At 37.5% G+C, this 12,832-nt stretch carries 10 protein-coding genes; 4 read left to right on the top strand and 6 right to left on the bottom strand.

The genetic code is table 11. The features are described from left to right. Window positions 1-22: 22 nt before the first annotated feature. The 6 genes from ABH957_RS14250 to odhA all read right to left on the bottom strand — a co-directional run bounded on the left by ABH957_RS14250 (window position 23) and on the right by odhA (window position 10,538). Entirely contained in the window at window positions 23-613 is a 591-nt protein-coding gene (locus tag ABH957_RS14250; RefSeq protein ID WP_404457241.1) for a class I SAM-dependent methyltransferase, read from the bottom strand. A gap of 92 nt (window positions 614-705) precedes the next feature. Continuing rightward, entirely contained in the window at window positions 706-2,268 is a 1,563-nt protein-coding gene (locus ABH957_RS14255; RefSeq protein WP_404511482.1) for a SagB family peptide dehydrogenase, read from the bottom strand. Between the two features lie 22 nt (window positions 2,269-2,290). Then, a complete protein-coding gene (locus ABH957_RS14260) occupies window positions 2,291-4,240 on the bottom strand; it encodes a TOMM precursor leader peptide-binding protein (RefSeq protein ID WP_404457245.1) in 1,950 nt (649 codons plus the stop codon). Then, the gene (locus ABH957_RS14265) at window positions 4,237-6,156 is read right to left on the bottom strand and encodes a putative thiazole-containing bacteriocin maturation protein (protein ID WP_404511484.1); all 1,920 of its coding nucleotides are present in this window, start codon (window positions 6,154-6,156) and stop codon (window positions 4,237-4,239) included. The genes ABH957_RS14260 and ABH957_RS14265 overlap by 4 nt, the downstream gene beginning before the upstream one ends. Window positions 6,157-6,281: 125 nt before the next feature. Next, the gene (odhB, locus tag ABH957_RS14270; protein WP_404457249.1) at window positions 6,282-7,541 is read right to left on the bottom strand and encodes a 2-oxoglutarate dehydrogenase complex dihydrolipoyllysine-residue succinyltransferase; all 1,260 of its coding nucleotides are present in this window, start codon (window positions 7,539-7,541) and stop codon (window positions 6,282-6,284) included. A 129-nt stretch (window positions 7,542-7,670) separates the two neighbouring features. Next, window positions 7,671-10,538 (bottom strand): 2-oxoglutarate dehydrogenase E1 component, encoded by a 2,868-nt coding sequence (gene odhA / locus ABH957_RS14275; RefSeq protein WP_404457251.1) that lies wholly within the window; start codon window positions 10,536-10,538, stop codon window positions 7,671-7,673. A gap of 826 nt (window positions 10,539-11,364) precedes the next feature. Between odhA and ABH957_RS14280 the strand changes: the two genes are divergently transcribed. From ABH957_RS14280 to ABH957_RS14295, 4 genes are all read left to right on the top strand, one after another. Further along, the gene (locus ABH957_RS14280) at window positions 11,365-11,580 is read left to right on the top strand and encodes a helix-turn-helix transcriptional regulator (RefSeq protein WP_002135046.1); all 216 of its coding nucleotides are present in this window, start codon (window positions 11,365-11,367) and stop codon (window positions 11,578-11,580) included. Continuing rightward, window positions 11,577-11,954 carry a hypothetical protein gene (locus ABH957_RS14285; protein ID WP_001109902.1) on the top strand — a complete coding sequence of 126 codons (378 nt, stop codon included), beginning with the start codon at window positions 11,577-11,579 and terminating at the stop codon, window positions 11,952-11,954. Before ABH957_RS14280 ends, ABH957_RS14285 begins: the two co-directional genes overlap by 4 nt. A 28-nt stretch (window positions 11,955-11,982) precedes the next feature. Continuing rightward, window positions 11,983-12,165, top strand: coding sequence for a DUF3976 domain-containing protein (locus tag ABH957_RS14290; protein ID WP_002086895.1), 183 nt, complete (start codon window positions 11,983-11,985; stop codon window positions 12,163-12,165). Window positions 12,166-12,299: 134 nt separating this feature from the next. Further along, on the top strand, window positions 12,300-12,653 hold the full coding sequence (locus tag ABH957_RS14295) for a hypothetical protein (protein ID WP_404457253.1): 354 nt from the start codon (window positions 12,300-12,302) through the stop codon (window positions 12,651-12,653). The last annotated feature ends 179 nt before the right edge of the window (window positions 12,654-12,832 follow it).

Genomic DNA, 12,832 nt, shown 5'->3' on the forward strand with positions numbered 1-12,832 from the left:
AGGCCTTGAAAGGTCTGCTTTTTTACTTATTTCCTATTAAACAAAGGCATCCTCTTTCTTCATAACATTTCACGCTTGTAAATCCTGTTTTATAAAATAGGTTTACTAATTCTTCGGTCGTCTTAAATTTCTCCATATGATATTGAATTTTGAAAGTTTCAGCCACTAATAAAAAGGATCCGTTCGGTTGTAGGACGCGAAATATTTCTTTTATATCTTGTTCTACATCAGACCAAAAGTAGTGTGTTTGAAAAGCGGTTATGAGATCGAAGAAGTTCGTATGATAGGGAATAGAAGAAACACTTGCTTGATGAATAATTACTTTCGCTGCTTTGACATCCTTCATATTTGCTTTCTTTGAGTTTTCAACAGCTTGATTGGAGTAGTCGATCCCGTATATTTTCCCAAGCGGAGTTCGTTTTGAAAGAGTCTGTATGGTTTTACCACCCCCACAACCAATATCTAAAATAACTGCATTTTCACGTATATGTATTTTTTGTAAAGCCCAATTTGTTAGTCTCGTATGCGCAGCATTCATAATGCAAAGCATAGAGGAACCAATTGTCCCGCGAGGATTTTTCGCTTGCTCGATTAATCTTTGTAAAATACTCAATTCAAACTCTCCTTTTATATAAGAATATGTATTTATTTCGCTTTTAATAATTTAACTCCTTTAAAAAAAGCACGCCATTAATCGGCGTGCTTCTAATTATGCAAGGACCCTTTTAGCCAATTTCGCGCTCGATACGCCCCAACCGGAATTTGAATGAGTGAAGTTTCATTTCCGGCATCAATCCCGTACAATTGATCGCATGAATTTGTATCAAAACTTAGTAACGGATGCCCGCCCATCCCCATAGCGGTCGCAGCTAAAACGAGTTTATGAACGAGCATGCCAGCTTCCATTTGATGAATGCGATATCCTCTATAACCTAATTTATTTTTATAGTAATCTTTATTTCCGATTACATGTAGACAAAGTGGTACTTGAAAAAGGTTTACGTTATCCATCGTCATACTAGATTGCAGAGAATAACGAAGGTTTCCGTACCGAAGTGGCTGTATGGAATGTGTCCTACTGTTATAAGCGTAAGCGCCGTTTTCTATGTCTTTTACGTTATAAAAACATCCATATAGTGAGACTCGTGCGTTTTCATTTAAATATTTGCCATCAAGGTCGTTGTAATAAGGGAAGGAGAGGCTCGCTTCTTGTAGTAAAGTAGCGAGCTCGGCTGCATCCCATTTCGTTAAAATGAAGTCAGAATCAGGTGAATATCGTTTTTTACAAAGGTGTAAAAAATCATATGATAAACGTTCCACTTTAGGTAACTGCATAGCGTGTGCACTATATTGTTGTCGTTCTTCACAGGTAAATGTTTGGAAGTGTTCTGTTGATTCAATCATAGATGACGCGTTTATTTTTTTTATCATCGGATAGTCATCTACATGTTTTGAACGAACGAAATGCTCATGTGCTAACGGCGGGATTTGTTGCAACAAGTCATGAGAAGTAATAGTTTTATTTTCGTGATGATTATCGTGAAACCAATCTGTATTCGGTTCTGTACTTAAAGGAATAACAGCATACACACTTTCTTCACCTTCTGACAGTCCAAGTAAATGATTCATTGCCCGATCTAGAAACTGAAAATATACACCATTTGTATAGCCGAATTGTTTTGCGCATTCAAGTAATTGACCGATTAGAACACCACTATCTAATCCTTGCAGACGATACGAAAAGTTATTGTATTTAAAGAAGTTTTTCCAAAACATAGTGGATACAAATGCAGCACCAAAACAAGAATGTATGTTACAACGATTGCCGAGTGCTTCTGCAAGATAAGAATCAAAATTTCCTTCACGAAGTAAGATAAGACGGTGGTGCGCGGCGTCGTAATGGTAAATGCCGTCTGGATAATGATCAATTTTTAAATACATATATAATTCATTTGGATATAAAGCACCCCCAGAAGGGATGAATCTTCGGAATAGAGTCGTTGTTTTATTATTTTCTAGGTTAGTAGTAGGCTGACATAATTGTGTTAAACCAAATGAGTACCAAAGATAATGACCGATTTCCTCTAAGTTAGGTTTAGTAGAAGAATTTCGCAAAGTTAATGGGATTTCTAAAGAGAGAGGGATGACTGGTAAATTTCGATATAATTTATAAGGAAGTGGTGCGTCTTCCCAGTTAATCTCTTTATCGGACGACATAATTTCATTAATAGAAAAATGGAGATGATGTAAAAAAGTATCAGGTTGCATCAAATTTCCCCCTCACTATGAATTATGGAAACGGATGCGGATGTGGATTTAAACTTTCATTCGTTAAAGGCTCAGCCCAATATCCAAGTGTCATCGGTACGGTATACACTCTATCCAGTCCTGTAACCCGAGTGAGATGGTGACCGAACGTCATCGGTAACATGCCTGGAATAATTACTTTTACACAATGTAAGCCGTTCTTTTCTATAAGGGGGACCGTTTGATCTACAACAATTACTTCAAGTCCAGATTGATGTAACCTGTTTAAAAGTTGATGAAGATCAGATGTTAAATCCATATCAAATGATTGTAATGCATTCATTTCTTGGAACGTTTGCACCGGAGCATCATCACGTAAAAGGAAGTGAAGACGCTCTTCCGCTTCTTTCAATCCATACAGCATACTATGGTCTTCCATTTGCGAAACAAGATATGGATCTTGTAAACAGTTTTCATATTTCTCTCTTTTTTGTTCAAGCTCTTCATCTGTTATAAGTAACATGCCCGCTATTTCATGAATTGCATTTTTTACAGCTCGAATTGGCTCCATATGTGCGCCGCCAGCACAGACGAGATTCATACCATCTTGCCTTGTATTTTTCGCAATGACCCATATGCTCGGAATACCATGTTCCATCGTCGCGTTGAAAACGTATAATTCATATCCAGTAATTGTGCGTAAGCGTTCAATCATTAATTGCAATTCAGTATCATTGGCTGAACTAAGATCGAGACGGGGAAGAGGTAATTCGGCATACCAAGTGAGCAAAAAGGCGTCACGCTCTACAATTTCTAAAATGCCGTGAAAAATTGCTTCTTCTAAACTACCACCAATGGCACATCCATTTGATGTTTCATACACGAAAGCATCTCTATGACCAAGGCTATAATAAGCGATTGATTCTGGAACTAGAAGGGGCCTGCTTTGTAATAAAGAATATCCCCATACCCAGTTTTGCTCATAATCAGGATCAAACGGCTTAAATGGAAAACTATCACGATTGTAATGTCCATTTGTATGTACACCAAGTGTGAGGGGATTCAGTGCAACATCTTCTAGCTCACGAAAACTGCCATGTACATTTGTTTTTTTTCCACGAGGCGACATACCGCAATAGCGTTCTAACCCTTCTAAAATAGCGGTTGCTTCACTAAGTGCAAATGAATGAGTCCGGCCCGCGACACCTTCATTTCCAAACAGTAACGGCATGTTTATAATGACATCAGCAAACGGTAATAAAGAATGTTGCATTTGGCCGTTTAAAATACCAGTCCGGTAATCTAAATAGTCTCTCGTTAAAAATGTGTTTAGCTCATGAATGGAACGACAGCGATACGTTTCAGTACTCGTTTTCAAACTTGGTTGTAAAGAAATTTGCGCTGCATCTGCTGTATCGTCAGGCAAATTGCTGCATACCGGACAGAGAGGGTCTGGAAGAAACGAATTCCGGGTACATTGTAACGTTTGTAAGTCCAGTAAAATGAGTTCGTTTTCTAAAGAAGAATATCCATGAGCTAATATTTTCTCTGTTTCAGCATGAATGAGCTGGCACATTTGTAACATTCCATTTTGGGTGGCGCGTACATCACGCCTCGTCACGTTCTCTGCTTTTAATGCATATTTTCGTTGTAGTTCCCACATTTCTCTTTGATCAAAGCCAGCTATAAACCGGCGTCCATCAGCGCAGTGGGAACATCCAGTTGTAAGAGGCTTCACGTAAGGACCGATAATACCTTCACCAAACGAAGTAAACGCGCGAAGCCACGGAATATTATTTGAGCGAAAGATAAGCTCAGCATCATGATGTACGGAAGAAGGAGACCCGTCATGTAAAACGAGAGCAAGATGAATGTTTTCAGGGAGAGCTTCTGTAATTGTATGCTGGCGGATGAGTGAATATTGCTTACACAATTGCTCATGTACATAGTCTGTGAGTAGGCCATCTCCTATAAGTAGTATGTTTTGAGTCATTGGTCATCCTCCTTTGCAATTAATACTCCATATACACCGTCTAAGCTGTCTCTTAAAAATGACTCAATAGCTAAATCAAAAACGAATGGATACAAGTTGTTTTCCGCTAAATTTTGCAAAGAAACTTGTAAAGACTGTACGCCTGGAATTTCTTCCTCTTCTTGTATTGCTACTCTAACAGAATCCGTGCTATATAAAACAATGGATGATTCCGGTAACATATTAGCTTTATAAGGAATCTCTTCATTTTGAATATGAAGGAGTGCTTGTTGCAGAGCATTTCTTAATGCGAGTGTTATATTAATATTTGCCGCACCATACCATCTATCATTAATACCGATCCAAACGACAGGAAAACCAAGTAACTCCTCACTCATTCCTACTTTAGGTATTTCATGAATTGTAGAGAGAGCATCGTAGTAAAACCTACAATGTTTATCATGAATTTCGGTTAAATAAAGCTCTGTAATCTCTTCTAGCATATGTGATTGGCGTTCATATAGCTTATTATTTAAATGTTTTTGGAGTGCTCGGTATACACCTTCTGTCATCGTTTCCCCAGCACCAATACCGATATCAGTATGTTCGGGGATAAGACGATGAATCATTTCAGCTACATATGTTTCAACTCCTGTTAAACCAGCTTCGCGGCGTGCTTCATTATGAGTTAATCCACCGCAAGTTATAGTAGGAAGGGGAGAGGTAGGTCCGTCTGATAATGGATTTGCAACTTGAATATTGCACTGTGATAAAGGCAATTGGTGTAAATCTTGTTCATCCCACATGTGGAATATGCCAGCTTCTTTAGAAGTTAACGTATCAAAAAAACGAAAAAGTTCAGTTGAAGTATATTGTCCGGAACGTTGGGCAAGGTTTTCTTGAAGATTTTGCACCGTATCAATTGTAAAGATTTCATCGGTTGCGAGAAGATGTTTTATGAAAGGGTGCCACTTTCCTTCAAGTGTTTCCAAGTTTAATAAAAAGAATTGAGGATTATGCTGCCTATGTGAATCTTCAGCGACATGTTTAAATAACTCAAAAACGATAACATTTGCTAACATTGCAGATGCAATTGGTGAGAAAGGTTCAGGTGGATTTTCACTTTGTAAAGTATTTTCGTGTAGACGATGCCAAGCTGATTCCCAGCATTCCTCACGGTCTGTGGTTACGACGGGTCCAGCTAAACCAATTCTTGATAAGCAAATAGCTGGTATGAAATTTTTCTTAAACTCTCTACAAATAGTATGGATTGCTCTTAAACTTTCAATATCTCCATTTTGGGAAACGTATAAAATCCAGTCGAAAGGCTCGAATACTTCATGTAAAGGGCGATCAATTGTAATATCTATTTCTTGAATAAGTACATTGTCATCATTTGCATATGCACGTTCGCTTAGTTCATGAATTCGATCGTAGTTTGTTTCAGCACGATCTGTAACAAGATAATGGAATGTAGGTAAACCAGATTCTAATAAAGAAGAAACTAGGGAAGTAAGCATATCGCCAGAACCAATTATAAGCACATTTGCTGCGCGGTACGTTTCGAATTTTAAAGCGCCTGAATGGGAATCAGCTTCTAAAAACTCAATTTGCGAAGCATATCTGTCGAGTAATGCACTGTTTAATTCGTGGGGAGCATCTTGGCTTACATCACGAATGAAACCATTTTCATATAAAATCTCTCCAATTTCAAATACACGATTTTGATAGGGGAGAGGGAGACCATCGGTTATTTCTGTCAAAGAATGATTACCGTTAAACATAGGCATTAATTTCTCAATCCAGTCATAAATTCCATCACCATCCATACGGAATGAACTGGAGTTATTTCGAAAGTAAACACCCCCGTTTGAATCGGGGAGGAAGAAAGTATCCTTATTTGCTTTAAGTTTTGCATGAACTGGAAGGTTATTCATGTTTATCCCCCTTACGTTTTAGGCATACATTGTTAGTCTATGTAGTGTGATTTGTCCCATATGAACATAATGAAAAAAGGCTGTAGAATGATTCATTCTACAGCCTTTAATAGATTAATAATCTATCAACCTTCTAATAATAATGATTTTGGATCTTCAAGCATATCTTTAACAGCAACAAGGAAGCTAACCGCTTCTTTACCATCAACAATACGGTGATCGTAAGATAGTGCAAGGTACATCATTGGACGGTTTTCCATACGCTCGTTATCGATCGCAACTGGACGTACTTGGATTTTATGCATCCCTAGAATACCTACTTGTGGACTATTTAGGATTGGTGTAGACATTAGAGAACCGAACACACCACCGTTTGTAATTGTAAATGTACCACCTTGTAGCTCTTTTAATGAAAGTTTATTATCGCGTGCTTTCAGACCTAAATTACGAATCTCGCTTTCAATTTCAGCGAAGTTCAATTGATTAGCATCGCGTACAACTGGAACAACTAATCCATCTGGAGCTGCTACTGCAATACCGATATCATAGAATTTTTTAATGATAAGCTCATCGCCTTGAATTTCAGCATTTAATAATGGGAACTGTTTTAATGCTGCAACAACTGCTTTTGTGAAGAATGACATAAAGCCAAGACGTACATCATGTTTTTTCTCGAAAGCATCTTTGCGTTCTTTACGTAATTCCATGATTGCACTCATATCAACTTCGTTAAATGTAGTTAACATTGCAGATGTTTGTTGAACTTCTACAAGACGTTTAGCAATTGTTTGACGGCGGCGGGACATTTTCACACGCTCAACTGGTTTTTCGAATTCAGTTTTTGCAACTGGAGCAGGAGCTGGACTTTTTGGAGCAGCTGGTGCTTCTTTTGGCGCTGCAGCGTGAGCTTGTACATCATGTGGTCTCACACGTCCAAGTGGATCTGTGCTGCGTACGTCGTTTAAGTCGATTCCTAATTCACGAGCCATTTTGCGAGCAGCTGGTGATGCGATAGGACGATTTGTATTTGGTAAACCTTGTAACGCTTTATTTTGTTCAGCACTTGGAGCTGCTGCTTTAGGTGCTTCAGTAGTTTCTTGTTTTGGTTGCTCAGCAGGTGGTGCTGGTGTACTTACTGCAACTCCTGCGCCGTTTGCATCTAAAATTGCGATAGTAGCGCCAACTTCAACTGTATCCCCAGGTTCGCCTAGTAACTTCGATACAATACCTGAATCCTCTGCAATGATTTCTACATTGACTTTGTCAGTCTCAAGCTCAACAACGCTGCCACCTTTCTCAACTTTGTCGCCTACGTTGATAAGCCATTGTGAAATAGTTCCTTCTGAAATAGATTCTGCAAGCTCAGGTACTTTAATTTCGATCATTTTAAATGTCCTCCCCTTATTTGCCTAACGGTGTGTTTTGTCTTCTTTAATCTTCGGTAATCTCCATTTGTTAGCCTGGCTGTGGCAGACTATCTGCCATAGCCAAGCCTGAAAAACTCATTGTTACTTTCAGTTGCTGAAAACTTCAATTTCTTGTTTATCTTGACGGAAGTTGTACTTCACATCTAAAGCGTGTGCAACGATTAATTCTTGCTCAGCTTTGTGAGCGAATGGATCGCCACCAGATGGGCTAGAACGATCCGGGCGCCCAATGTAACCTGTTTTCACTTTATCCCCAGCTAGTTCGAACAGAATTGGAGCCATGTAATGCCATGCGCCCATATTACGAGGTTCTTCTTGAACCCAAATGATTTCTTCTAAGTTTTTAAAGCGTTTAATAATAGATTGAACTTTTTCAGCAGGGAATGGGTACAACTGCTCGATACGAACCATATGAACTTCATCTAGGCTGTACTCATGCTTACCACTTTCGATTTCTGCTGCTAAGTCAATTGCCATTTTACCTGTACTTAAAACAAGACGTTTTACTTTGTTTGGTTTCGCACCAAGGTTTTCTTGTTCTAAAGCAGATTGGAAACGTCCTTCGCTTAACTGACTAGCAGTTGAAAGCGTAAGTGGATGACGTAATAAACTCTTTGGCGTCATAAGCACTAACGGTCGAACAGCTTCTGTTCCTAAGATAGATGCTTGACGACGTAAAATATGGAAGTATTGTGCCGCGCTCGTTAAGTTTGCAACTGTCCAGTTGTTCTCAGCAGCTAATTGTAAGAAACGCTCTGGACGTGCACTAGAGTGCTCTGGCCCTTGACCTTCATAACCGTGTGGTAATAGAAGAACTAAACCAGATTTTTGACCCCATTTTGCTCTTCCTGCTGAAACATATTGATCAAATAATGCTTGCGCAGTATTTGAGAAGTCACCGTATTGAGCTTCCCACATAACAAGAGTTTCTGGAGCAAATACGTTGTAACCATATTCGTAACCAACAACAGCAGCTTCTGATAACGGACTGTTATGAACAGAGAATGATGCGTTAATGTTCGGTAAACGGTGTAATGGTGAATATGTTTCGTTTGTATCAGTATCGTGTAATACGATATGACGGTGCGCGAATGTACCACGCTGTGAATCTTGACCAGTTAAACGAATTGGCGTACCTTCTTGCAAAATTGAAGCGAATGCTAACGATTCAGCAAGTGCCCATTCAATTTTACCGTTCTCTTCAAGAGCATCTTTACGGCGCTCAAGAATTTTCTTCACTTTTGGATATACGTTAAAGCCTTCAGGCCAAGATAATAGTCCTTCATTAATTGCACGAAGTGATTCAATTGAAACACCAGTGTCAATCGGCTGGATTCCTTTTGCAACAACCTCTGGAACTTTAACGTGAATTGTTGCAGCACTCGTATCAGCTGGTGGCACTTGTGCGTATTCAGCCTTTAATTCCTCTTGTATAAACTGAGTAATTGTTTCAACCTCATCTGCATTCAGAACGCCAGCAGATTGTAATTGATCTGCATAAATTGCTCTTACAGTTGGGTGATTTTTAATTTTTTTGTACACTTGTGGTTGCGTAACTGCTGGATCATCCATTTCGTTATGACCATATCGGCGGTAACCGATTAAATCGATTAAGAAGTCCTTTTTGAACAGCGTACGATATTGGATCGCAAGGTTTGCAGCAGCAAGACAAGCTTCCGGATCATCAGCATTCACGTGAACAATCGGAATATCGAAACCTTTTGCAAGGTCGCTTGAATATTTAGTAGAACGAGAATCATAGCTATCAGTCGTAAAGCCGACTGCATTATTTGCGATAACATGAATAGTTCCGCCAGTTTGGTACGCATTCAATCTACTTAAGTTGAGTGTCTCAGACACAACACCTTGACCAGGGAATGCAGCATCACCATGAACTAAAATTACGAATGATTTTGTAGTATCTTGTTCTGGAAGACCAGATTTTTTACGATTCTCTTGAGCAGCACGTGCGAAACCTTCAACAACAGGATTAACGAACTCAAGATGACTCGGGTTATTTGCTAATGTAACACGAGTGCTAACTTCTTCATTACCAACGACTTGTTCTCTACCTAAATGGTATTTCACGTCGCCAGTCCAGCCAGCATTTGCCACTGCACCTTCTATTTTTGCATGTTTGAATTCTGCAAACATGTGATTATATGGCTTTTCTAATACGTGAGCGAGTACGCTTAGACGACCACGGTGAGCCATACCAATCATGACATCTTCTACGCCGTCTTTAGCACCTTCAGAAACAATTTCATCTAGTACAGGTACAAGCATATCAACGCCCTCTATTGAGAAACGTTTTTGACCAACGAATGTTTTATGCAAGAATTGCTCGAAACCTTCAACAGCAGTTAAACGTTTTAAAAGAGCAGTTCGTTTTTTATTTGATAATGGTTGACGCAATGAATTTGATTCCACCATTTGATGCAACCACGCGCGTTCTTCACTATCTTGTATATGTGAGAATTCATAAGCTAAAGATTTTGTATAAACGTCTTTTAATCTATGAATTACATCAAGTGCAGTGTGAATACCCTCTGGTGCATCTTGCCATACTGTTTTTGCTGGAATCGCTTTCAAGTCAGCATCGCTCAGTTCGTTCATTGTTTTCTCGATAAGAGATTGTCCGTTTGCAGCATCTTCCATCGGATTAATGTGAGCCAATGTATGCCCGAAAGAACGAATCTGTTCAACAAGTTGAACGACTTTAAGAATCTTTTCAATGTTCCCTGTGTTTTGAGGAGAAAAATGTGTTGCTGTGTTGTCCCCTGTTACGACATCATCTTGAAACGAAGGAGCTCCAAAAATTTCAAAAAGCTCTTGTAATTCCGGATCAACAGAACCTGCTCCAGTTACGTAAAGATCATACTGTTCAATAACATAACCAAGGTTCGGACCATGGAACTTGGCCCAAGGGTTTGTCGTTGTATTCTTCCTCGTCATTTGTTTAAACCTCCCAATGCATATAATCCTTTTTCCATACAAAAAGGTGCATTTTGCTCTTTTCAATAATTGATGAACCAATAATCAATGTAAATGTTTTTCTTTACTCTTATGTTATTACAATAATTTACATAATACCAAACACTATTACTTATCTGTTTTGTAAAAAAACATTCACAATAACTTATCACCCAAGTTAATCTTTCATGTTATAAAGTAATTTCACGGGAAAACGGGGTGGATATATTTGGTATACCTACATTAATACCTATAATTGTTGCATTTAAATATAAGTATAACTATCAGAATGTTTCGATAAAGTTTAGTTCGAATTATGTATATTGGAATAATAAGCGCTTTCATTGATATTATACAACAATATAACGGAATATAGTATAAAAAATAAAAAATTATGAATTTACCATAAACTTCATCTCGATAGTGTTAAATATCGAAAGGAAAATGAAGGATTTCTACAAAAAAAGTGGCTATACATAAAAAATGCTTCATAAACCGTTAGTTTCTATAAATATGGCGAAAAACAACGTAAAAACAATAGCGCATTTCACTCGATAAAGAGCAGAATGAAACATTTTAAAAGGATAAAACAAATATGGAGATATTAAATTTTCATAAAAACGGGGAGGAGATATAGTAACGGCTATATACATTGTTCCATGTTTCATTTCAAAATAGACGTGCTGAATTTGAAAAAGTTTCTTCTATATAAATAGAATGAAAAATAAACGAAATGAATGTAAAGGAACCTTGACGTAAAGTTTCCTTTACGTATATACTCGGTATAAGGAAGGAGGGAGAAATTTCCTTGGAAAATAAAATGGTCGAATATCGAAAAAAACTTGGACTATCTCAAGAAAAATTGGCTGAGAAACTTGGAGTTTCCAGACAAACCATTATCTCAATTGAAAAAGGGAAATACGATCCGTCACTTCCGTTAGCATTTGAAATTGCAAAAACATTTCAGACAACGATAGAACATGTATTTATTTATGAGGGAAAAGAAGAGGAGGAGAAAGGATGAATTATTCACAAAAGTACTTTGTAATTATGGGGATTATTTTTCTATTTATGAGTGGATTTATGATATTAACAGGTATAATGACGCATTCTGCACCGCCAGCTATAACTTATCCATTGCTTGGGATGATGATTATGAGTTTCTGCCTAAGTTACTTGCACCCACAATTTAAAGAAAAAGACGAGCGAATGAAGCTTATTCGTTATAAAGGGATGTTCGTGACCTTTTTTGCACTAACCGCATATTATCTTCTTTTCTCTATCGGCTTAAACTTAAAAATACTTACACTATCTGCTACTGAACTATTGAACATACTTATGGCACTCACGATGAGTACAGTTTTTATATCGTTTGTTGTTTTATCGAAAAGATATTAAGATGTAATAGAGAAAGGAAGATTAACATATGCAAATGATGTACGCTTTTGGCATGGGGCTTGTATTATTTTTAGCGGTATTCTTATTTATTCGTAAAGACGTTCAAGGCGGAACGTTAACGAAACGAGGATTTTATAAAATGATCGGCTGTTTAGTTGTTATGTTTATAGCGATTATCGTAATGATCGTTTTAATAAATCAGTCACTATAGAATTTAAAAATGGAACCTTACTTTTGTAAGGTTTTTCTTTTTGAAAATAAAACTAAAAATTACCATAAAATCCATTTTCTATCTATATCTTTTATTATATAATACAATAAAATGATAGATAAGGAGAATAGTATATGAATAAAAAAGCTATCTTCTTTTTATTAACATGTTTACTACTTGTAGCTAGTATTACTTATATAATATGTAACAAACGAGAACAAGTGCCACCTATGTTAGTATGGGAGAACCAAGAATACTACGTTACGAATGAACCTGCCAAAGCAGAAGAAATCGGACAAAGACTTGGTGAAGTAACAAAGAAAACTGAAACGAGCAAACAGCCTACTAAAGATAGTGAATCCAACATATTACAAGAAAAAACAGAAGTATTTGAAATGATTTTAGAAGAAGAGGATGAAAGGCCGCCTATACTCGCAAAAGAACCTAATAGTGAAGAATGTAGAGTAGTAAGGCCGATGTTAAAGTAAGTACTATAATAATGAAAAAATAAATTTTTAATAGAGAGTAGTGAGCGTTATGAGATGGAAAGCAGGAACTTTTGAAAAAAATAAAAACGAATGACTCATCTGTTGAGCAGCTTATAAACACGTTTAAGGAACAAAACTTAAATGGTGGCGCAATAATAAGCTGTTTTAAAGTACATAAC

The organism is Bacillus sp. RC242 (assembly GCF_044908245.1).
Classification (GTDB): domain Bacteria; phylum Bacillota; class Bacilli; order Bacillales; family Bacillaceae_G; genus Bacillus_A; species Bacillus_A mycoides.

What these genes read in the sequence shown, in the direction of transcription:
- ABH957_RS14285 (WP_001109902.1), top strand. Translation starts at nt 11,577, where the DNA reads ATGAATTATTCACAAAAGTACTTTGTAATTATGGGGATTATTTTTCTA.
- ABH957_RS14265 (WP_404511484.1), bottom strand. Translation starts at nt 6,156, where the DNA reads ATGAATAACCTTCCAGTTCATGCAAAACTTAAAGCAAATAAGGATACT.
- odhB (WP_404457249.1), bottom strand. Translation starts at nt 7,541, where the DNA reads ATGATCGAAATTAAAGTACCTGAGCTTGCAGAATCTATTTCAGAAGGA.
- odhA (WP_404457251.1), bottom strand. Translation starts at nt 10,538, where the DNA reads ATGACGAGGAAGAATACAACGACAAACCCTTGGGCCAAGTTCCATGGT.
- ABH957_RS14295 (WP_404457253.1), top strand. Translation starts at nt 12,300, where the DNA reads ATGAATAAAAAAGCTATCTTCTTTTTATTAACATGTTTACTACTTGTA.
- ABH957_RS14290 (WP_002086895.1), top strand. Translation starts at nt 11,983, where the DNA reads ATGCAAATGATGTACGCTTTTGGCATGGGGCTTGTATTATTTTTAGCG.
- ABH957_RS14255 (WP_404511482.1), bottom strand. Translation starts at nt 2,268, where the DNA reads ATGCAACCTGATACTTTTTTACATCATCTCCATTTTTCTATTAATGAA.
- ABH957_RS14260 (WP_404457245.1), bottom strand. Translation starts at nt 4,240, where the DNA reads ATGACTCAAAACATACTACTTATAGGAGATGGCCTACTCACAGACTAT.